The 22,865-nt window shown below is 39.0% G+C and carries 19 protein-coding genes; 8 read left to right on the top strand and 11 right to left on the bottom strand.

The genetic code is table 11. From position 1 onward, the window contains the following. Window positions 1-61 precede the first annotated feature (61 nt). Window positions 62-1,270 carry a pyridoxal-phosphate-dependent aminotransferase family protein gene (locus IGL23_RS12070; protein WP_002355061.1) on the bottom strand — a complete coding sequence of 403 codons (1,209 nt, stop codon included), beginning with the start codon at window positions 1,268-1,270 and terminating at the stop codon, window positions 62-64. Between the two features lie 171 nt (window positions 1,271-1,441). Between IGL23_RS12070 and IGL23_RS12075 the strand changes: the two genes are divergently transcribed. Then, window positions 1,442-3,067 (top strand): PucR family transcriptional regulator, encoded by a 1,626-nt coding sequence (locus IGL23_RS12075; RefSeq protein ID WP_033594870.1) that lies wholly within the window; start codon window positions 1,442-1,444, stop codon window positions 3,065-3,067. Window positions 3,068-3,184: 117 nt separating this feature from the next. Here the strand turns inward: IGL23_RS12075 and allE are convergent, their stop codons facing one another. From allE to sylA, 6 genes are all read right to left on the bottom strand, one after another. Beyond that, complete coding sequence (gene allE / locus IGL23_RS12080) at window positions 3,185-3,970, bottom strand: (S)-ureidoglycine aminohydrolase (RefSeq protein WP_002384779.1); 786 nt, start codon at window positions 3,968-3,970, stop codon at window positions 3,185-3,187. Window positions 3,971-3,991: 21 nt separating this feature from the next. Further along, on the bottom strand, window positions 3,992-5,215 hold the full coding sequence (allC, locus tag IGL23_RS12085; protein ID WP_033594872.1) for an allantoate deiminase: 1,224 nt from the start codon (window positions 5,213-5,215) through the stop codon (window positions 3,992-3,994). A gap of 181 nt (window positions 5,216-5,396) precedes the next feature. Then, window positions 5,397-6,761 carry an allantoinase AllB gene (gene allB / locus IGL23_RS12090; RefSeq protein WP_033594874.1) on the bottom strand — a complete coding sequence of 455 codons (1,365 nt, stop codon included), beginning with the start codon at window positions 6,759-6,761 and terminating at the stop codon, window positions 5,397-5,399. After that, on the bottom strand, window positions 6,762-8,258 hold the full coding sequence (gene allW / locus IGL23_RS12095) for an allantoin permease (RefSeq protein WP_033594876.1): 1,497 nt from the start codon (window positions 8,256-8,258) through the stop codon (window positions 6,762-6,764). Between the two features lie 594 nt (window positions 8,259-8,852). Beyond that, a complete protein-coding gene (locus IGL23_RS12100; protein ID WP_010823228.1) occupies window positions 8,853-9,365 on the bottom strand; it encodes a GNAT family N-acetyltransferase in 513 nt (170 codons plus the stop codon). An 18-nt stretch (window positions 9,366-9,383) separates the two neighbouring features. After that, window positions 9,384-9,836 (bottom strand): transcriptional regulator SylA, encoded by a 453-nt coding sequence (gene sylA / locus IGL23_RS12105; protein ID WP_010823229.1) that lies wholly within the window; start codon window positions 9,834-9,836, stop codon window positions 9,384-9,386. 192 nt (window positions 9,837-10,028) lie between these two features. Here sylA and IGL23_RS12110 point away from each other — a divergent pair, with 192 nt between their 5' ends. After that, a complete protein-coding gene (locus IGL23_RS12110) occupies window positions 10,029-10,721 on the top strand; it encodes a hypothetical protein (RefSeq protein WP_033594878.1) in 693 nt (230 codons plus the stop codon). A gap of 165 nt (window positions 10,722-10,886) precedes the next feature. On the opposite strand, the gene IGL23_RS12115 is transcribed toward IGL23_RS12110, so the two are convergent. Then, on the bottom strand, window positions 10,887-12,548 hold the full coding sequence (locus tag IGL23_RS12115) for a SulP family inorganic anion transporter (RefSeq protein ID WP_033594880.1): 1,662 nt from the start codon (window positions 12,546-12,548) through the stop codon (window positions 10,887-10,889). A gap of 176 nt (window positions 12,549-12,724) precedes the next feature. Between IGL23_RS12115 and IGL23_RS12120 the strand changes: the two genes are divergently transcribed. Next, window positions 12,725-13,792 carry a choloylglycine hydrolase family protein gene (locus IGL23_RS12120; protein ID WP_033594882.1) on the top strand — a complete coding sequence of 356 codons (1,068 nt, stop codon included), beginning with the start codon at window positions 12,725-12,727 and terminating at the stop codon, window positions 13,790-13,792. Window positions 13,793-13,843: 51 nt separating this feature from the next. On the opposite strand, the gene IGL23_RS12125 is transcribed toward IGL23_RS12120, so the two are convergent. From IGL23_RS12125 to IGL23_RS12135, 3 genes are all read right to left on the bottom strand, one after another. Further along, entirely contained in the window at window positions 13,844-14,500 is a 657-nt protein-coding gene (locus IGL23_RS12125; protein WP_033594884.1) for a glucose-6-phosphate 1-dehydrogenase family protein, read from the bottom strand. Between the two features lie 24 nt (window positions 14,501-14,524). Beyond that, window positions 14,525-15,733 (bottom strand): chloride channel protein, encoded by a 1,209-nt coding sequence (locus IGL23_RS12130; protein WP_033594885.1) that lies wholly within the window; start codon window positions 15,731-15,733, stop codon window positions 14,525-14,527. A gap of 208 nt (window positions 15,734-15,941) precedes the next feature. After that, complete coding sequence (locus IGL23_RS12135) at window positions 15,942-17,600, bottom strand: PucR family transcriptional regulator (RefSeq protein ID WP_430619656.1); 1,659 nt, start codon at window positions 17,598-17,600, stop codon at window positions 15,942-15,944. Between the two features lie 127 nt (window positions 17,601-17,727). Between IGL23_RS12135 and IGL23_RS12140 the strand changes: the two genes are divergently transcribed. From IGL23_RS12140 to IGL23_RS12160, 5 genes are all read left to right on the top strand, one after another. Next, the gene (locus tag IGL23_RS12140; RefSeq protein WP_002398887.1) at window positions 17,728-17,967 is read left to right on the top strand and encodes a hypothetical protein; all 240 of its coding nucleotides are present in this window, start codon (window positions 17,728-17,730) and stop codon (window positions 17,965-17,967) included. A 197-nt stretch (window positions 17,968-18,164) separates the two neighbouring features. After that, window positions 18,165-18,593 (top strand): DUF2877 domain-containing protein, encoded by a 429-nt coding sequence (locus IGL23_RS12145; protein WP_033594889.1) that lies wholly within the window; start codon window positions 18,165-18,167, stop codon window positions 18,591-18,593. Then, complete coding sequence (fdrA, locus tag IGL23_RS12150; RefSeq protein WP_033594891.1) at window positions 18,571-20,130, top strand: acyl-CoA synthetase FdrA; 1,560 nt, start codon at window positions 18,571-18,573, stop codon at window positions 20,128-20,130. Before IGL23_RS12145 ends, fdrA begins: the two co-directional genes overlap by 23 nt. Then, window positions 20,117-21,541, top strand: a complete 1,425-nt coding sequence (locus IGL23_RS12155; RefSeq protein WP_033594892.1) for a DUF1116 domain-containing protein — start codon at window positions 20,117-20,119, stop codon at window positions 21,539-21,541. The genes fdrA and IGL23_RS12155 overlap by 14 nt, the downstream gene beginning before the upstream one ends. Window positions 21,542-21,583: 42 nt before the next feature. Continuing rightward, the gene (locus IGL23_RS12160; protein WP_033594894.1) at window positions 21,584-22,765 is read left to right on the top strand and encodes a hypothetical protein; all 1,182 of its coding nucleotides are present in this window, start codon (window positions 21,584-21,586) and stop codon (window positions 22,763-22,765) included. Window positions 22,766-22,865: the final 100 nt, after the last annotated feature.

Below are 22,865 nucleotides of genomic sequence, written 5' to 3' on the forward strand. Positions count from 1 at the left end.
TTCACAAGGAACAAAAGCACTACGCTTTTTTTACGTAGTGACCTTTGTCCTACCTTCTTTTTTAGTTTAAATACTCAGCCAATGCATGAGTACTACCGCTACCGCCTTCAAATTGATAACCTTGGTGTTTCAATACAGTCTCAAAGGCACTTAAGAAATGCAACACATTGTCTTCGCGACTGCTGTAACCCATATTACCGACCCGCCAAATTTTTCCTTTTAAATCACCGAAGGAAGAGGCAATTTCAACTTTAAAATGATCCAGTAATAAGCTCCGCACTTTTTCACCATCAATTCCTTCTGGAATGACCACAGGAATGACTGTTGGTGTTTTTGTGTCTAACTTCCCGAAAATTTCTAAGCCCATTTTTTGCAGACTTTCAACTAAAATACGATCGTTTTTCCGATGGCGTGCGTAGACATTTTCCATGCCTTCTTGAAGTAACAAGCGCAGCCCTTCATGTAGCCCATAAATCATTGTAGTCGCTTCTGTATGGTGATTTAAGCGCTCTGGTCCCCAATATTTTTCTAATTGCGATAAATCCAAGTAGTTACTTTGAATGAACCGTTCATTCCGCGCATCCGCGCCAAGCCCTAACTCTTTTTGGTAACGGCCCGCCAGATAGTCGGCCACACGTTGGTTGTAAGTAATCAAAGAAAGGCCTGAAGGTACACTGACACATTTTTGAGTGCCTGCTACCGCAATATCAATCTTCCAATCATCGACCTTTGTTTCGACACCGCCGTAAGTCGCCACCATATCTACTACGAAGAAAATTTCATTTTCCCGACAAAAGGCGCCAATTTGATCCAGCGGTTGCATTTGTGCATTCGCCGTTTCGCCGTGGACCATCGCAACAATTTTTGGTTGATGTTCTTTAATCGCTTCAATCACCGTTGTTTGTTCAAACGGTGCGAGCCAGTCCTTTTCTAAATAAATGACTTCGGCCCGGGCGCGTTCGCAAATTTCACCTAATAAATAAGCAAACCGGCCATACGCAGGCACAAGCACTTTGTCACCTGGCTCAATCAATGCAAATAACCCCGCTTCTAAGCCTGAACGTGACGTGCCATCAATGGCAAAGGCTTGTTGATTCTTTGTGGCAAAAGGTACTTTAATCATTTCCCGAACTTCGTCCATAATCTGTAGAAATTCTGGATCAAATTGCCCTAAAATTGGTTGACCCATTTGACGAAGTACCGATGGATGGGCTTCGACTGGTCCCGGCGTCATGATTGTTCGCCGTACAAAATTTGGTTGTTGATACATAGTAATCCCTCACTTCATTTTTAATTCTTCTCTTTTATTATCTTTGGAAAAACCCAGAAATTCATTGTTCAATTTGCACTATTTTGACTTTGTTTTTTAGACATATTCAATAACTATCTTTTGTACTCCTTTTTATTCTTCGATATACTATAAAAAAAGGAGGTTGTTGTGATGAAAATATTAGCTGAGGTCTTGGCTTTACCAAGATTTTCTGACTTACAATTATTATCGTCTCACTCAAACTTAACACAGCCCTTGGAAAGTGTAGAAATCACGGAAACACCTGATGTGGCTGATTTTATCCCTAAAAATGTCATGATTTTAACAACGGCAATGATTTATAAAGATGATCAAGAAAAATTGAAACCTTTTATTGACTCGCTAAAACAAGCAGAGTGTACGGCTTTAGGAATCAAAGTTGGGCGGTTCCTTGACGAAATTTCACCAGAAATTGTTGCCTATGCCAGTGCCGTTGATTTGCCCCTGATTAAAATTCCTAGCACACAGCCACTAGGCGGGTTGTTGCATGAAATTGTAGGCTATCTTCGTGATAGCAAAACCGAACAGATGTCTGTAGCATTTGACATACAAAAGCGTTTTTCAACATTATTAATGCAAGATGTTGATGCTACGCGCTTCATCGCTGAATTTGCGAAAATTTTAAATGCGCCAATTATTTTATTAAGTCCTTGGCAACAGGTGATTGCCCACTCGAATTATTTTTATGGCAATCAAAAATCGGCGGAGTTTTTCATCGAACAATTATCAAAAGACCACTTTCAACAATTGGCACAAGAAAAGAAAATCTTTCGTTTACAGGATGAGCGACAAGAAAACATTCAAGTAGCTGGCTTTCCAATTCGTGTGAACGATTATTTTCCCTATTATTTATTGGTCTTATCTCCTGAACAGATTCCTTACCCTATTTCTGAATTTGCCATTGATCAGGCCATTTTAGTTTTGACTTTTATGTTATTTAAAAACCAGAAAATTGCTGAATCTTTTGAACATCTCAAAACAGACTTTTTGGACCGCTTGCTTGATACACATCAAGAAGCGCTGAGTAAACATCAAAATTGGTTGGAACTTTGGAAAAATTATCGTTTAATCAACAGTGATTATTATCAATTAGCGATTGTCTACGGCGTGACTAAACCAGAAAATGAAACCCATATTCGTTATCAGCAAGCAGAAGGGCAACTAATTTTCCAATGGCTCAAAGAACAATTGCCGGAAATCCTGCCAGATGTCGCCTTGTTTAAATTAAAAAATCAAAATAAAAGTATCTTGATTTTTCAATCAAAGAAAAATGACCATTTGATGATTTTGCAAAACCTCGCTGAACGTTTGCAACAGACTTTGCCTATTACCATTCGCTTTGCTTTAGGCAATGCTTATGAAAACCTAGAAGATTTGCCTAATTCTTATATTGAAGCTTCCTCGACATTAGAGGCTTCTTTACACGCTCAAAAACCAGCGACTGTGCAATTGTTCCATCCCAAAGGCCTAGCTGGACTTTTCGAAAAGATTGGCACTGAAGATGTTGAATACTTTTGCCAGCAACAATTGAAAGAGTTGGCCTATCCGACGGAACCGACGTTACAAGAATTACGAAAAACCTTGAAAGTTTTTTTAGATTTCAATTGCGAAATTACTAAAACGGCTAACGCTCTTTACCTTCACAGAAACACCATTAAATATCGCATGAATCAATGTGAAAAGTTATTAGGCACCTCTATTCAAGAGCCTGAGACGAGTTTACTCTTACGGGTAGCGCTGGAACTTTCAGAAAAATAATTAACAGGAAAATAGCCGAATAAAAGTAACGTCTACCAAGAAAAAGGACTCTACCGTTCACCACTGCGTGTTCAAATCCTATTGTTCCGAGGTCATTACTTTACATTCGGCTTTTCTTTATAATTCTGGTTCACGATTGGCATCTTTGGAATAAACGTACATTAGCGGTTCTTCACGACCAACCGCATAGGCTGCTTGTGGCACATAGGCACTCATGAAAATATAGTCCCCTTTTTCCACTGGATACCATTCGTTGTCCAAATTGTACATCCCTTGGCCACTAATTAAATACGCGCCATGCTCTTGGACATGCGTTTCAATGTAGGCATGACTAGCACCTGGTTCAAAAGATAAGATATGCATATTCATATCAAAGTCAAACTCTTTCGGCAATAAACTCCAAAGTAAAACGTCTGTCATTCCTTCATATTCTTCGGGTTGTTGGTCATGAATTGACCCAACCACTTTATAAGGTTGATGGCCTGCCAACGGCTGATAGCGTTTTTTATATAAGAAAACTTCTGTGTCCGCTTCCTGTGCGTTCGCTAAATACATTTTCATTTCAGGCGTAAAGTAGGCGTAGCCCCCGGCTTCAAGTTCATGAGTTTCTTGACCATCTGAAACGCGCAAACGACCGTCAATGACATAAACCAACGTTTGGATCCCGTCGCCACCAAAACCAGTTGTTTGTTGACCATTTTTATGAAACGTAGCAATGTAATCCACAAATGTCGCACCTAATTTAGGCGATCCCAAAATGGAAATATCGACATTTTCAAAACCAGGTACTGCATTTTGCACCAAACCATCATGGGGAATAATGGCGTAATTGTCTTTTTTTATCACAGCTCTTGATGTTAACAATTCTTTTTGGTAACCAACTCGATTATTTTTATAACCCATCACAATTCTTCCTTTTCTATCTTATTTATACGCTAATTCATATAAGGTATCTGCTAAAAGCTTGACACCTTCAACCAAATCTGGAAATGCCGTTGCTTCTGCTGGATTATGACTAATCCCACCAATACTTGGCACAAATATCATCGCTGTCGGGTAATGGGGCGCAATAATTTGCGAATCATGCCCAGCGCCACTATGCATCATACGATACTGATACTTGCCTTCTTTGGCTTTTTGTTCAATAACTTCTACAATTGCTTGATTCATCGGTACAGGGGCTTCATCCATCCAGCGGTCAATTGCAATCGTCAAGCCTAATTCTTGAGCAATTGTCTTCATCCGTTCTTCTAATTCACCTGTAAAATGTCGTAAAAAAGCAGCGTCGGTATGACGGCAGTCAATTGTAAATTCCACTTCTCCAGGCACCACATTGACTGTATTGGGTTTCGGAATGACTTTACCGAATGTTAAAACTAACGGATCCCCAATTTCGTTCGCACGATCAATGGCTTCTGCACAAATTTTAGCAAAGCCATATACCGCATCATGACGGTAACTCATTGGCGTAGTACCTGCATGATTGGCTTGCCCTTTTAAGTTAACCGTGTAGCGACGTTGCCCTACAATACTATGAACAACACCGACTTGGAGCTTTTCGTTCTCTAAAATATTGCCTTGTTCAATATGAATTTCGACAAATGCTTCAATGTCCTCACGTCTAGTTTGCTCTTGCCGAAAATCAAAGCCTTGGCGATGCATCTCATCAACAAACTTTTTGCCTTCGTTGTCAGAGATATCGACTACTTCTTCACGTTTGGCTTCACCAACGACATTTTTGCTTCCCCAGAAAACCGTTGGAAAACGACTCCCTTCTTCTTCAGCCATGGAAAGCACTTCTAAAGAACGCCGTGGTTTCCCATATTTGTCTAATAAATATTGAACAGCTGTCATGGAAGCAATAACACCATATTGACCATCTAAGGTCCCACCATTAACTACGGTGTCGATATGTGACCCAGTTAAAATCGTTTCCTGAGGAAATTCCGTTCCTGCCACTCGACAAAACAGATTCCCAACTTCGTCAAATTGCGTTTCCAGTCCAAACGCCTCAGTTTGGCTTTGCACATACTTTTGTGCTGCCAACCACGAATCTGTATAAAGTAAGCGTGTCATCCCTCCTGCAGGATTACTCCCAATTGCTGACAACTCTTCGATTCTTTGTTTTAAAACTTTTTCCAAGTCCATCACAAAACCTCCTGACTGATTACACTCTGATTGTAAACGTTTCCCTAGCTATCTTCATTGTACTTATCAAACAAAATTAAGCCTTTTTTTGTGCAAAATAGCCAATGAACATTCTCTAACTCGTGGACAGAGGTGCTAATTCAATCACGCTTCTGTCCCTTTACATTTCTAAAATAAGTGTTTAATTTTTGATAAATACGCCGTTAAACGCCTCGGTTACCCCAGTTTCTTGTGCGTAAATTGTTTCGCCTCTTAAAATTGTTTGAATCACTTGGGCCCCAATTTCACGACCAATGTAAGGACTAATTTTATTTCGATATTCTAAATCTTCTGCTTTTAAGATATACGGCGCATTAGGTTTAATTAGTACAAAATCGGCATCCTTACCAATGCTGATGCGGCCCTTTTGTGCTAAGTGATAACGGTCAGCTGGGTTTGCTGCAATCATATCCGCGAATTGTTTCAAGGATAAACCACGTTTTTGGACGGCTTCATCGAATAACACATCGACGTTATTTTGAACACCAGAAATGCCGCCCCAAGCTTCAAAAGCATTGGTTGTATCTTTTAAGTCTGGCGTACAAGGAGAATGGTCAGAGGTTACAAACGCGATGCCGCCTGTTTGCACGTGGTTCCATAATGCGGCTTGTTGGTCCGCGTCACGAATCGGCGGTGAACATTTGACAACTGGACCAATGGCATCAAGTTCATCCGTGGTAAAATATAAATAATGCGTACATGTTTCACAAGTCACATCTACCCCTTCTGCTTGGGCTTTTAAAACTTCTTCCACGCCTTCTTGACAAGCCACATGACAAATATGAATCCGACAACCTGTTTCTTTGGCAAATAAAATAGATTTTTGAATCGCTTCAACTTCGGTAAACACAGGACGTGTAGCTACATATGCTGCTAAAGTCGTTTCGCCATTTTGATAAGCTAACGCGCCTAATTTATCCGTAATTGGCGCATTTTCTGCATGGATTGCTAGCACTTTGCCAGTTTTGGCGACTTGTTTCATTCCTTCATATAGCGAATAATCGTCGACATTTTGAAAATCTCCTTCAATTGAACGATCGCCGCACGTTCCTAAAAAGCATTTATAGCCGGAAACGCCTCCTTCATCAAGTTCCTGAATCCCGCCAGCCAAGTTGGTCGGGACCACGCCGCCAAATGACCCTACATCTACTTTTAGTTTATTTTCTCCTGCCTTGTATTTGATCTCAAGAGAGGTCTTATCCACAGTTGCTGGAATCTGATTTAAAGGCATTTCCATAAAGGTCGTCACGCCCCCTTTGGCACAAGCGGCCGTTCCTGTGACATACCCTTCCCATTCATCGCGGTAACCACCACCAGGATCGGTAATATGAACATGAGCATCCACCATCCCAGGACTAACGACTAAACCCGTCGCATCAATCACACGTTCTCCTGACAAGTCTTGCCCAATCGCTACGATTTTTCCTCCTTGAACGGCGACATCCGTAATGACTTCTCCAGTTTCTAAAATAACTAACCCGTTTTTAATCACTAACTCTGCTTGCATTTATTTTCCCTCCTGATAAGCTGTTTCTTTCACTTTTTTTGAATCCCAAGTCCATTTTTTTAACACTAAGTACAGCACAAAACCTGTGGCAAAGCCCACAAACCACGAAATATCAGCAATGATTTTAACCTGCGGAATAAATTGACCACTTAAGGAAAGAACCAACGCTAGAATAGTAGCAACATATGCCGGCTTGTTTAATCCGTAAAAAGGATTGGCTTCCTCTTTTTTGTGTTTATCTACGTATAAAGCATTTAAATCAATTTGTTGCTTTTGAACAAAATAATAATTCGCAATCATCACACCAGCGACTGGTCCTAAAACAGCCCCAATTGCGTTCAGAAAAATAAAAATACTATCGGCGTTTTCCATCAGTTTCCAAGGCATAATAAGAAAGCTAATAACACTGGCAATCATGACGCCTTTTTTATATGTCATTTTTTTAGGAAATAGCGCCGCCAATTGATAACCTGCCGGAATGATGTTCCCCGTTGCATTCGTTGAAATAGTCGTTAATAAGAAAACCGACATGGCTAAGACCACCACTGCCACATTATCTAAACGATCAATAATGTTTAAAATATTCCATTCTTGAATCCCAAAATACAGCGAACCACCTAACAGAATAACCACACTGGAAAAAGCGAAAATCCCATAACCAACAACTAAACCTGCTGTTTGCCCCACAACCTGAGCACGTGTCGAGCGCGCATTCTTAGTAAAATCCGCCACACTCGCACCAGGCGCTGACCAAACGGCCACAACCGAGTTAAAAATAATCAGATACGCCACCAGTGGATTGACTGAACGAATCGCACCAGAAACTTGATAGGACAAAATTGGTGTTAAACCGCCCCCAGCTCGAATGGCCCAAATCGTTAATCCAATAATAACGACATAAATCAACGGACTTAAAATGGCGGTAAAACGGTTCAAAATTTTGCTACCACCGAAACCTATTGCCACATTTAAGAGCCAAAAAAGAGTAAACGCCATTAATTCAGGTAGCCTAAGACCAAAAAACTGGAATGATCCACCAATTTGTAAAAAGTTCGGCCAAAATTTCCCGAGAATAATTAATAAAGCCAGCGATCCTGTAAATGTTTGCAGACCAAACCAAGCAATCGCGGCCACACAACCTCTTAAGAACCCTGGCAGTTTTGCTCCGAGACTGCCGTAAGTAGACTGTAAGTGCATCGCAAAAGGAATCCCATATTTAGAGCCAGCCACGCCATTCAAATTCATGAAAGTTGCTACAATGAATGAGCTTAACACAACTGCCAGCATAACTTGCAGCGGCGATAAACCTAAGAAAATAAAGCCGCCCACTGCTGCATAATTCGGGATATTATGAATCGAACCCATCCATAATGTAAAAAAATTGCGCGCGCCCATCGTCCGTTGTTTCGGGCTACTTGGCAACAAATCCTCATTGTAGCCACGTGCTTTCAGCGCTGTTTCTTCTTGAGCTGTTACTTGAGACACATTTTTCTCCACGACAAACTCTCCTTTTTATTAAAAATTTTTTTCTATTAAAACACCCTGCCTTCTCTTTTTTGTCACTTTTGCACAAACATGCGTACTACTCTCATCACACGAATTGTAAGCGCTTTTTATAACAACAATCATTAGTTACCCCAACTAAATAACAAACGATTCTTTGTTCACTTTGAACGAAAAAATAGCAACCTTTTTTATATCGTCCTCTCACTCTAGAAAGTAAGAAACAAATCTTTTTATTCACATATTATGTACAACTTCTCTTTTCAAATGCTAAAATACGCTTATTATTAAAAATGACATAAATAAATTATACAGTTAAATGAAATCCAACACAACGTTTTTTAATCAAAAACACACAAAACAGATAAACTGAAGTGGATTTTCAGGAAGAGACCCATCCTGAAAAAAGACACTGACAAAAGAGTTTTCTCACAAGATCGACAACTTTTCACAGATTCAAAATCTTCTTTTTCAATTTTTACGTTTTTAAAAATAACATTTTGAAAATAAAAAATTGCTTAATTTTAATCAAAAAAATAAACAAAGATTTCTGATAAAATCAGAAATCTTTGTTTCTAAATTTTCTTGCTATAATTCCTTTAACAAAATAAAATCCGTCTGTTCATCGTCTCCCATAAAAAATGAATGTTGACTGTAATAGCGGTAGCCAATCGTTTTATAAAATGACCGCGCCGCATCATTGTGTTCCCAGACACCTAGCCACAGTGCGTTTTTACCAAATTCACGAGCTTTTTCTTCCGCCAGTTCTAACAATTGTGTTCCCAGCTTCTTTCCTTTAAACGCAGGCAAAATATACAATCGCTCAACCTCGAGCTTTTCTGGCCCCATCGGTTCCGTTTGTGCCTTCTCACGATTTAATTTCATGTAGCCAGCTAATTGATTATCGACAAAGATAAAATAAAAGTCAGAGTGGGGATTAGCCAATTCCTTTTGTAATTTTTCTAAATTGTAGGCTTCTACTAAATAGGCTTGCATATTTTCTGGGGTATTATATGGTCCGAAAGTATCTGTATAAGTTTCAATGCTGATTTCTTGTAACGCTGGTGCATCTTCTATTGTTAATTTTTTTATTTCTCCCATCAATCAGTCGTCCTTTCCTTAATAATTTCGAGTGTTCCCTTTTTTGACAAATTCCCAATCTTCGCTGACATTTTTACGCATCCGGACTAAGTAATCTGCCAATTGTGAAATTTCCACTTCTGACAAGCCTTGCAAAGCAACTTGATTCGAGTGTTGATTTTCGCGCACAATGATTGGATAAACGTTTTTCCCTTTTTCTGTGGCATAAATCCGCTTAATTTTTTTGTTGATTGCATCTTCTTGACGATAAATAAAGCCTTGTTCTTCCAAACGCTTAATCGCCCGCGCCGCTGTGGTTCGATCAACTTTAATCAGTTCGGCGATCTTTTCTTGGATAATTCCAGGATTTTCACAGACCCTGACCAAATAAAGATATTGTCCTCGTGTTAAAGATAATTCCTTAAATTCAATATTACTGATTGAATCTAAGGCCCGCGCAATCATGCCAATTTCTCTTAAAATATCTGTCACTAGGACACTTCCTTTCGCTAATATTTTATGATTGTCATTACTTTAACTTATTTTTGTTGCAAATGCAACAAAAATAAGTATAAAAACTACAGATTTAAACAATTTGAGCATTCGTGAAAATAAAATAATTATTTCTTTTGTTATATTAACAAGTAAGATAAAATTAGTTATAGCGTCTATAGGAGGAATAGTATGAAAAAATTATTTTGTGTTATTTTAGTTATTTTTTTAACAGGTTGTAGTTCTCAAAAAGCGAATGAACCTAAAAAACAAGAAAATTCTACCAATCATACAACATCAATGAAAAGCAGTGCTAATCATTACAGTTCTAGCACAGAAACAAGCTCTAATAATAAACTAAAAGAAACTTCAGAAAGTGCCAGTACCACTCAAGCTTCGGCAAAGTCTAAAAATGAAGTATCCACAAATGTCGAAGAAGCAAATTCTTTAGAAGCAACACCTTATGCTGTCGATCTTAGTAGCTTAAACAATCCACTAGTATTTAATTTTAAAGGAATGAATGTGCCAACTTCAATTACGTTAGAGAACTTAAATTCAACACCAACTGCTACCTTCCGAACTAAATTGTTTGGGGCTGGAAATGATCAAGTGAAAGAAGCCATTAATAAATATGAGCTATCTATAAATACAATTCCTACAAAAGAGATTAGAATATTTTCAGCGGCCGATAACAGTATTCGCACCGTTAAAGTAAATACAGAGTTAATTTTAGGAACTAATATTTCTTCAAACGATGAACAAAATAGATCGGGTACTTTATACTTATTCAACAATAAAAATGGTTCGATATCTTTAATCACTCCTAACTACGCAGGCAATGTTACGGATGATCAAAAAGACGTTATGCTAGAAGTAATTCAATAAATAACCTAAAAAAAATAATAAAGAGAAAACTTCATACTTAGAAGTTTTCTCTTCATTATTTTTTAGGAACTCATCTAGAAACTCGTTTTAGTCCCCACTTATTTTTCTTATTTCTTCACCCATTAAGCCCGCGATAGAAAATAGAACATTTCATTTGAAAATGAATTATTGTTCTGCAACATGCACCGTTTGTAAAAATTCTGCGACTGAGAAATGGTATTCTTTCTCTTGATTTCCTTGAATGGTTCGAATCATTTTTTCAACTTCTGGTTGCAGAGCGGCAAATTGAACTTGTTGTCCACGACCTTCTGCTGCGAGACAAAATTCTTCTAAAATATCTAGCGCCGTACTATCAATGCTAGGAACTCCTCGCATTGAAAATACTACACCACTTTTTGTTTCCAATTGCAGTAACGTTTGTTTCAATCGTTCAGAAGACATGAAAAATAACGGGCCACTCAAATAAACCACCACCCAATTTTCTGTACACTCGGTCGGTACTAGCCCCATTCTTGACCAATCAACTTCCTCGACATTAATCGTAATCACGGCACTTTTCGCAATGAAAAACAGGCAACCCGCTAAGACCCCTAAAACAATCGCTAAACTCAAGTCAAAAATAACGGTCGCTACCATCGTTAAAAAGAATAAACATAAGGCTGTGTGGAAACGTTTCTGGAAGAATTCTTTAATCACCGACCATTCATTCATTCGCCACGCTGTCACCACTAAAACACCAGCTAACGCAGGCATGGGAATTTTAGACATGACTGGCGATAAAAGCAACATCGATAACAATAAAAAGACTGCATGAAAAATACCCGCTAAACGTGTTTGCGCACCAGATTTAATCACTACGCTCGTGCGGGCAATCGCTGCCGTCGCAGGCACGCCACCGAAAAATGGCAAAATTAAGTTGCCAATTCCTTGTGCCACTAGTTCCTGATTACTGTCTAATGGCTTCCCTGTCATGCGACCAGCCGAAGCGCCACAAAGCAAACTTTCAATCATACCTAACATAGCAATGCTAATCGAAGGCACCAAAATATCCTGAAACGCACTTAATTGAAGCGAACCAAGTTCCAAACGTGTATCACTAAAAATACTTGTCGGAATTTTCCCTACAGTGGCCACTGGCAGTTGAAAAACCACTGTTGCTAAAGTAGCTAAAATAATCATCACCAATGAAGCTGGTATCATCGCATTCCACTTTTTCGGAAAGAATACTAATCCAAGCACCACTAAAATCGACATAACCGTCGTTGGTATACTTAAATCAAAGCCCAATGAACGATAACTGCTGATTTTCTCAATTAAATTGTGGCCTTCTGAACGAACCCCAAAGAAATTATCAAGCTGCCCCAACGCAATAATAATAGCAATTCCTGAAGTAAACCCGGTAATGACCGGTGACGGAATAAAAGAAGTCAAGCTCCCTAAGCGCAAAATCCCTGCCAAAAGCAAGAAAATTCCCGCCAAAAAGGTGGCCAACAAAATCCCTTGCATGCCATGCACTGCCGCAATTGACATTAAAATAGCTGCCATCGCACCTGTTGGTCCTGAAATTTGATAAAACCCACCTGAAAGGCTTCCAATCACAATTCCAGCGATAATTGCCGTGATCATGCCAGCTGCTGCAGTGGCGCCGCTAGAGACCCCAAACGCTAACGCTAACGGCAACGCGACGGCTGCGACAGTCAAACCTGCCAAGAAATCTTTTTTCAATTTTTTTTGATTATACCCTTTAAATTCATCCCTTATCATTTGTGTGTACTTTTTAAACATTCGCATCCTCTTTTCATGAAATTTCCATTCTAAAGATATCATATTTTCGGAAAGATAATAAGGTGTTTTGTGAAGGAAATCGCTAAAAAATTTTTTTCACCTCATTTAGACAAAATTGTCTAATATTTTAGGAATTTAGCCACCGCTGTTTCCTAGAGTATGATATGCTTAACTAGTAAACAGGCTTCACAAACTTACATTAATTGGGGGAAACTATTATGTGTACAGGCATCAAGATTATTTCCAAAACAAATGATATTTTTTATGGACGTACGATGGATTTTACGTTTGACTTTTTTGGCAACGAAGATCCAATTGCACCAAAAATCCCTACTCTAATTGCTCAATTTCCAAAAGGTACAGTTCTAAATAGCCAACTAAATCCTTGGACGGCAAAATATGCCTTTATGGGACTAGCAATGTCAGGCACAGATCAACCAGCGAACGATGGTAAAACCGTCAGCCTTGCTATCACAGATGGTATCAACGAAGCCGGCTTATCTGGTGATATTCAATATTTAATGGAATCTTCAACAGCACCTGCTGAAAGTTTAGCAGATCGTGGTTTAACACCTCATATTGCAGAAGAAGTACTTGCTTATATTTTGAGTAATTTTGAAAGCGTTGACGAAGTAAAAGTAGCTTTTGAAAAAATCGGCCTGTTAGATCAAAAATTCCAACTTGATTCATTGGGGGAAGTTCATTTCACCTTACACTGGACCATTAATGATAAAAATAATAATAGTATCGTTTTGCAACCAACAGATAACGGAGCGTTCGTCATTTATGATTCGATTGGCGTAGTCACAAACAGCCCAGAATACAATTATCATTTAACCAATGCACGAAACTATATCGGAATGCGCAACTACGCTATTAAAGAACCTTACACTTTAAAATCAGGCGCAACACTTGACCCAATTGAAGGTGGGACTTCTTACGGACTACTAGGAATCCCAGGAGACTTCACTTCGCCGTCACGCTTCATTCGTACGTTATACTATTCTGACAATCTCCAAGAATTTGATAGCTCTGAAGGGATTATGCAACTCTATCGCGCCTTCCAAACAGTGATGATTCCTCGGGGGATTGGCCATTTAGGTCAAAGTAATTCTCTGTCTGATTTCACACATTATTGGTCAGGATATGATGTGACTAATCTAACCATGTATGTCCAACCAGAAAGTACTACCTCATTTACAAAATACACTTTGGATCCAGCTTTAACAGAAGTTACTACTTTTGCTGTTTCTAACGAGCTACTACTAACAGATTTAAATCAATAAAAACACAAACAACGTCTCTGACTAGGTACTTGGTCAGAGACGTTGTTTCGTTCATTTTTCAGATAATGCGTTATACAACGGCGCTAATTCTTGAAGCGCCTGACAACTTTTTTCTTCAATCGTTTCAAGCTTTTCCGTCGCAAACCACAACTTACCGATCTGAAATGAGCGATTGCCTATCCGCTCTTCTAAAATTTTCCGTTGTTTTTCATCTGCTAAATAATCTTTTAAAGGCAAATGGTCCACTAGTTCATGCTCTTCCTGCGGCCAAATATAATAGCCTTCGCAGTCGATGGTTTGACTCCAAGCTTCTAAACGATTAAGCAATTGATTGTAAGCGACGACTGAGCCTGTCCGCTCCTCACTTTTGTAATGTTGAAACATCAAATATACTTGAAATTGCTTTTTATTTAATAACAACGCCAGACAAGCATTTTCCGCTTGGCGTTGCTCACTGCGATACGCAGCCCAGAAATGACTGCGTAAATTCCAGCCGTTGGTCCAGCTTTCGATTTTCGGCTTAGTGATGCCGAGTTCAGCTGGTAAACCTTGAGCGATTGCGAGGTTTAAGGCTTTCCACTTTTCCCAATGTTGCTTGTAGGTTTGCTTTAAGGCATCGATTTCTGCTGATTTTTGTTGCTCTTTGAGTTGTTTAAATGTGAAGATTTCTCGGTTGAATAGATTGAAGTCTTGATGGGTTAGGTTCATTTTATTCCCTCTTTTTAGTATCTTCTAGTTATTCTTAATAATTTTATTTTTCAATAGCCATTGTAAAAATAACACAAGGACTACAATTGGCCAAAGCGTGATTGGGAAAAAGAGCCCCACAAAAATACCCGGTACAAGAATCGTCCCTAAGATCTGGGTTGTTAAACTCGTAGCAAAAATTGCGACAACAAAAAGTGAGTCAATTGTTGGAAAAAATTGCGCGACCGCAAACCCGATTAAAATAGCTGAAAAAACGACGGGAAAAATATCGCCACCTATCCAACCTGTCTGTAAACAAACTTGTAGAAATACTAGTTTCATTATCGCAGCGATCACCAAGATATACCAAGCTTGTTGACTACCAAAACTAGGAACTAAATGCATAAAAGATTGTCCTGAAAATAGTAATCTTGGCATTAAAATAACAAAGAGAAAAATACAGGCTGCACCAAAGCTTACCAGTATGCTTTGCTTTTCTTCAAAAGGTTGGCATAGTTTAGCCAGAGCAGCTTGCAACCATTGATAGGCGTTACCAATCACAAAAGCAGTTAATAAAGCTGGTAAAATCAGCCATAACGAAGCCATTTCAATTTTTCCAGTTCCTAACTTCGTAATAAACGATGGGTGTCCCACCAATTTCATTAAAAAGGTAAACACCACCAACCCGTTCACAATAAATAACCCGTTCATCACTTGTTTCAGTTTCTTTTTATCCGCAGGAGCGAGCCTCGTATCGTAGCGCTGAACAAACTGTTGCGGATGTAGCAAGCGCTGAATTTTTGTCCAAAATACTTGCTGTTCTTGCTCGTCATAATGAAAATAAAGGTACCGTAACTTATCAGATTGCCAGACTGACAACGAAATAATTGCTCCCAACAATGCAGCTTCAGGACCGACACCAGCCCCGAAAATTAAAATTACCAAGGCGGCCAATAAATTTCTAAACACACCTGAATAATCGACCGATTGTTTCGCCTTCAATTCTGTCAGAGCCTCATGCGCCGTTTGTGGTACTTGCCCGAAGCGTTTCTTCAGATAACTCAATACCAACGCTCCTAGCACACACAAGACAAAATAATAGAGAATTGGCCATTTCATTTGCGCTGGCAACACCTCCCAGAGCAGAGTCGTTAGCTCTCCTTCAATGATTAAAAATGCTCCTGAAATTCCCGCGATGATACTACTTAAAAATAACCCACTGACGATAATTGTCCACATTTTTCTGTTACGCATACTTCCTCCAAATGATAGTTGTTTCTTTTATAGTAGCAGATAGTTAGTGGTTTGTGTTTGAAGATTTTGGGAAGGATTAGTTTTTTTGAAAAATTAAGGTTATGAAAAGATTCCATTTTTTATTGATTAAATTATTCTTCTTGTATAATCGTTTCTTTTAGCTATATATATATTCCATTAAATTAAAAACCGCCACTTATATTGCTTCTTAAGTTCCCACAAACAACGCCACTTCCAACGCCAACAAGTCCACTTCCTTATCAAAATCCAACAGCACTAGCTGTTCAATTTTCTCCAATCGTTGTAACAAAGTATTACGATGAATAAAGAGCTTTTTGGCTGTTTGAGACAAGTTTCGTTTTGATTGAAAATAGACATTCAGTGTATGGACAAAGTCTGTATGTTGCTGTTGATCACTTTTCAGCAATGGTTGAAGATATTTTTTTCTGAGGGTTGCTTGTCCTTCTGCTAAAAAATAACGTTGCAATGTCTGTCTAAGATGAAAATTCGCGTAGGAAGCAATCCTCATTTCAGGTTTTTCTGCAACGAATTGGCGTTGAAAGGCTAAAACGTCAATCGCTTGTTGATACGATTCATGAATCTGGGTCAGACCTTGAATCTTAGGTCCTATTGTTAGGAAAAGTTCCACATCTTCTTGTACTTTCATTAACTGATTTATACTACTTTGTGCTAGGCGTTGCATCATTTTCAGATAATCGCCTTCTTTTTCAGGTGGATTTTCAACTAATAAGACAAAGGAACTGTCAATTTCAATACAAACAATTTTTTGTTTGTCCCCTAAAATAACTTGGTTTAACTGGTTACCTAAAATAGACATTCTTTCTTGCCTTTGGCGTTCATTTAAAGTTAATGAAATTAGCAAAATCGCATAGGGCTTATCTATTGCCAAGCGATAATATTGTTGAAATTGTTGGAAAACAGCTTGGTCCCTCTTTTCATGCGCAATCAGCTTAAAAAATAATTCGTTTCGTTGTTGGTATTCTTCAAATTTCCGTGAGTATTCCAATTGCAATTGTAAAAGTAAGTAATGAGCTGTGATTTTAAAATGAGCCACGTCGACTGGTCGTAATGGGGCCAAGGTGTTCCAGACGAGCAAATAATATAAAATAACATTTTTCTTTTTAATTGGATAAATTTCAATTGGCACCACTTGGTTCTGGAGTTTCAACTGTAAATGAATCGGTTCTTGATAAAAGCGTAATAATGGATGACTTTGTTCCAGCAATTGTTTTTGGAACTCTGAGGTTTCTTGTCTATCTTCTAAAATGCTAGAAATACGAATTGGATTTTTAGGCAAGTCAAAAAAATTAACTCCTTCAAAGTGGTCATTCAATAACAAGACAGGATTTTGAATGGTTTCTGCTAGATCCTGCAGCAAATGAAAACTGCTACTTCCCGTTTCTAAGATTTGATAAATTTTATTATGCAATGCGGTTTCTTGCGCATTCATGTCAAATTGTTCTAACGTGACATGACTTTTCAACACGTCAGCAATTTGCGAAAAGGTATAATTGTAAGGAATTGCTAAAATAGGAACGTTCATTTCATCTGCTAATTTGATTAGGTCTGGTGGAACTTCTTCAAAATAACGTTGGGTTTTAAATCCCAAGGCAGCACAATGGTGTTTGGCTAGTTCTTTCAAAAAATTTTTCTGTAATTTCCGATCATCTTTAAATATGTACCCTGTCGTTAACAGCAGCTCACCTGCTGTTAGCCAATCTAAAATATCAGGATTTTCTAAAATATTGACTTTTAAAATCGGTTGGTCCTGATTTTTATGTCCTGCCACTAAGGTAATGCCAGGTAATTCTTCTAACGTTAATAAATCACTCACTTTTAACATCATTTATCCTCCCAATGTACAAATTGTCCATTCAAACTTGTAAATCAATGTCATTTTTAGCAATTGTTTAGCGTGCTGGATTCTTTTATTATGAAGTCGTGAAAGCGCTATTAAAAAGGAGGTCGTTGGAATGACAAAAATTTTAGCTTATGACCAAACGATTTTATCGAAACTCCCTCATCAAACATTGACTAGTTTGCAATGTTTTACGCACGCTATTAATTATGGTCATGTAGACACCCAAGAAATTCTCTTGACCATTTCAACGCATCCCGAACATATAGCACCTAACACGATTATACTCGATGAAAAAAACTTAGCCATTTCGCTGATTTACCTGTCCAAATTGAGCCCCTGTTTATCCGGTTAGGCCGACGACAATTAACCCTAGCCGATGCCCAAATTTGGCAACCAACGCCACTTTATTTAACACCCAGTAAAACAAAGATAGCTATTTTTTTAACGTATATTCAGCAAACTCGTTTCAATCCTTGGCAAGCGCTTTTTCCTGCTTCGCCGTCAACCTTTCTTTTTGATTCTTATAGTCGGACCCAGATTCAAAAAGAAATGATTCATTTTCAACAGGCTTGGGCGCAAAAATCTTTTAAAATAGCTCTTGATTGTTTAACGAAGATTTTGGGATTGGGGATTGGTTTAACTCCCACTGGCGATGATTTTATCACAGGATTACTTGCTAGTTTTTCTGCATTACAGCAACTTCCCTCGAATTTCCAACAGCTGGCTGTGCTAGCCAAGGAACGAACGAATGCGGTCAGTTATGCGGAAATCCATGAAGCAGTGAACGAGCGGTTTTCTCAACTAGTTCAGCGTGTTTTTTTATCGATTGAAAGCGGAAATACAAACGAAATGGCTCAAGCGGTTTCAGCTTTAGAGGAGGTGGGCTCAACTTCAGGAAGCGACATACTTTGCGGCATTATTTTTGGTTTAAAACTATTTTGTGAGGAGAATAATCATGACAATTCAAACAGTAATTAAAGAGAACGCCTATTTTGATTCAGTTACTTTAATGACCATTTCAACACGAGCCAATGAACTGGCTGGAGTTAAAACCGCAATGATTGGGATGGGAACCGACATGAATCTTGAAGTGATTCGGAATGTTGGTTTATATACACCCGCCTTGGATCATGTTACAACGGGCGATTTATTAATTGTTTTAGATCTTGATGACCAAGCGGACTCAGAAGAAATTTTACAGCAAGTCGACGAGTTATTTACGAAGAAAAAGAAAACCGCTTCTTCTGAAGTAACCTATAAGACGTTAGATTCAGCCCTTCATGAAGAGCCTGATGCCAACTTAGTTGTAATTTCTGTCAATGGAAAATTTGCTGCACGAGAAGCGCATAAAGCTTTAAATCAGCAAAAACACGTCATGCTCTTTAGTGATAACGTGACGGTTGACGAGGAATTAGCGTTAAAACAAAAAGCACACGAAAAAGAACTGTTTGTGATGGGCCCTGATTGTGGAACAGCGATTATTAATGGCGTTGGGTTATGTTTTGCTAACAAGGTACGTTCAGGAGATATTGGAATTGTCGGCGCTTCTGGTACAGGCAGCCAAGAAGTTAGTGTTCAAATCCATAAATATGGTTATGGGATTTCACAATTAATTGGTACTGGCGGCCGTGATTTGTCTGCTGAAATTGGTGGGCTGATGATGCTTGACGGGCTGGATGCTTTAATGGCTGACGAACAAACTAAGGCAATTTTACTTATTTCTAAACCGCCTGCTCCAGAAGTAACAGAGAAAATTTTAAAAAAATTAGCTGTTTCAACTAAACCAGTTGTTATTTATTTTATCGGCAGTGAACAAACGGAACGAAAAATAGACAACGTCACTTTTGCTACTTCTTCTCTGGATGCAGTTCAAAAGGTGATTCAATTTAGTCAAACACAGGAAGCGGAAACCAGCCTCTATCAAAATCCGACAGGCGCAACGTTAACAGCCATCCAACAGCAACAAGCCTCTTCTCAAAAATTTGTTCGTGGGTTGTTCTGTGGTGGCACTCTTTGTGATGAACTTTTATATGCTTTAACAGAAGTCTCTGATGATGTTTATAGTAATATTCATAAAATTCCTGAACGGCAATTAGCAAATCCTGACCACAGCCAAGCACATACATTGATTGATTTCGGTGATGATCGTTTCACAGAAGGCCGCCCACATCCAATGATCGATCCGACTTCTCGGATTACTCGCATTCTTCAAGAAGCCAAAGATCCTGAAGTGGCAGTTTTAGCGTTAGATTTTGAATTAGGTTATGGTTCTCACGAAAATCCTGTTGGCGTGTTAGCGGAGGCGTTAAAGGAAGCCAAAGCAATAGCGAAAGCAGATGGTCGTGAGTTAGCCACTATTGGCTATGTTTTAGGGACCGAAGAAGATCCACAAGATATTCATGAACAGCGGAAAATTTTAGAAGATTTAGAGGTTCTCGTTGTCGACAGCAGTCATCAACTTTGCGAAGCCACCAAAACTTTTGTAAAAGGAGCGAACGAACATGAGCAGAAATGATCTTTTTAAACAACCTTTAGATACGATCAATGTAGGCATTGACTTTATTCATGAAGATATGAAAAAACAAGGGATTCCTTCACATCAAGTAAATTGGGCACCGCCAGCCAATGGTGACCCAGAGCTATTAAAATTATTGGATCAATTAAAAAATCCAACACTTTATGAAAAAATCCAACAAGCCAACGAAGAAGCAGTTACCCGCATTATTCAATCAAAACCTATTTTAGTAGGATTTGATAAAGCAATTAATGTCATGCCCGATATGACTGAAACGACCATTTTACATGCTGGGCCACCCATTACTTATGAAAATATGTGCGGACCGATGAAAGGTGCCGTTCAAGGAGCGCTTGTTTTTGAAGGATTAGCAAAAGATCTAGCTGATGCCGATCGGGTTGCTCGTTCTGGCGCGATTACGTTTTCTCCTTGTCATGAACATGATGCCGTTGGTTCTATGGCTGGCGTGACTTCTCCGAATATGTACGTTCATATTATCAAAAATGAAACGTATGGCAATACAGCTTTTACTAATTTAAGTGAACAATTGGCGAAAGTTTTACGATTTGGCGCAAATGATCAATCCGTCGTGGATCGCCTGATTTGGATGCGCGATGTTTTAGGTCCATTACTTCATGATGCCATGACTTTTTGTCCAGAAGGCATTGATTTACGCTTAATGCTTTCGCAAGCCTTGCATATGGGCGATGAGTGTCATAATCGCAATGTAGCTGGAAGTACGTTGTTAGTCCAAGCATTAACGCCTTACATGGTTCAAACTGATTTTTCTCGTGAACAATTAAAAGAAGTATTTGAATTTCTTGGCAGTTCTGACTATTTTTCTGGTCCAACTTGGATGGGCGCCGCTAAATGTGCGTTAGATGCTGGGCATAATGTAGAGAATAGTACAATTGTCACCACCATGTGTCGCAATGGGGTCGAATTTGGAATTCGTGTCAGTGGGATTGGCGGAAATCACTGGTTTACGGGGCCTGCCCAACGGGTGATTGGTCCGATGTTTGCTGGTTACACACAAGAAGATGCTGGTTTGGATATGGGCGATAGTGCTATTACAGAAACGTATGGGGTTGGCGGATTTGCTCTGGCAGCTGCACCAGCAATTGTCCCATTAGTTGGCGGAACAGTGGCAGAAGCATTGAATTATTCAAAAGAAATGCTGGAAATTACTACGAAAGAAAATCCCAATGTCACGATTCCTGTTTTAGATTTTATGGGGATTCCTTCAGGCATCGATGTCTTAAAAGTCTTAGAAACAGGGATGCTGCCTATCATTAATACTGCTATTGCTCATAAGGAACCGGGGATTGGTATGATTGGCGCTGGATTGACTAATCCGCCAGCAAATGTCTTTAACGAGGCACTAAAAGCTTTAGTAGCTAAAATAAACTAATTTCAAAAACTTAGTAAAATGTCATTTTTTTGGAGCGATCATATGAAAAATAAATCGATCAATTACGAAGCCGTTTTAGCTCTTGTTGTAAAATTTTTTTTGGGAATGTTCCTGTATTGGATCATGAATGGCTTTCGACATGTGTCTAACTTTTTTCCTTACAATGACGTAGTTATCAAAGTAAATCAGCAGGGATTTTACAAATTTATCTATTTTGTTATGAACTTCACGGAAGGGGAATTTTACGGTGGACTTTTTACAACGCTTTTCTTACTAATCGGCGGTCTGATTGCTTGGCAACTTTATCGGAAAAATTCAAAATGGCAGGGATTTGCAATTGCTGGTGGCTCTGGTGCTTGGCCTCGGGTACTTGCTTCTCAGCTACTTTCCCTCTTTTTAACTATTTATGTTTTTGATTTTACACGCTTTTTTACAAAAGAAGTGTTGTGGTTACCAACGTTTATTGTGGTGGTCGGCACGCCGCCAGCTTTAACGCTTGTTTACGGACCTGGCTGGAAAAAATTAGGAACGATTTCTCTGTTGAGTGCACTTTTCACTTTTCCGTTTGCCAATTGGTTGAATGCGCAATTGATGCCCCTTTTAAATGTACCTGGGACAGTTTCCAACGTTACCACAATGGCTTTTGTTGGCTGGATTGTTTCAGCCATCTGTCATCAACTCCCTTGGATGGTTCCTTCTGTTGCACCAATCGCTCAGAAGCGGCAAAAACAACCTAAAATTGAAAATACGCAAACCTTTCAATGGTCAATACGACGCACTTTTGCTGACTTCTCCGAAGCTTGGTTTTATGGAAATGAGTTAGTTGGAGGTTTGGTAATTCTAGGCGTTTTGACAGATTGGTTTGTCAATATTAATCATATTACAAATGGTTCTGGCTTGGTTCCTGACATTTTAATGGGACAAATGATTGCTTCGGCTGTTGGTGTTTTTCTTTATCGAAAACATTTCGCTGAAGAAGGTTGGTATCCAACGTTTATGCCACTGGTCAGTATTGTTCCTGGTGTGATTTTAATGATGGGTGGTGGCTTTTGGCTTTCCCTGACCATCGCCGTTTTAGCAGGAATCAGTGCGGCCCCTGTCGGTAGCTATATTGCTAAACGATTACCTCCGTTTGTTCCTGGTGCTGTCGGCTTTGTATCAGGAATGGCTGTTGTAACCATTTTATTGTCAGCCGTTTTGCATACATTTGATATTTTTGTATAGTGAATAAAAAGAAGCGAATGACGATTCGCTTCTTTTTTTAATTGACCAATCCCCTTTTTATCCGTATTCTTAAGCAAAAGGAGGTTTTGCCATGTACTCC

This window comes from Enterococcus sp. MSG3299, assembly GCF_050555765.1.
Taxonomy (GTDB): Bacteria; Bacillota; Bacilli; order Lactobacillales; family Enterococcaceae; genus Enterococcus; species Enterococcus faecalis.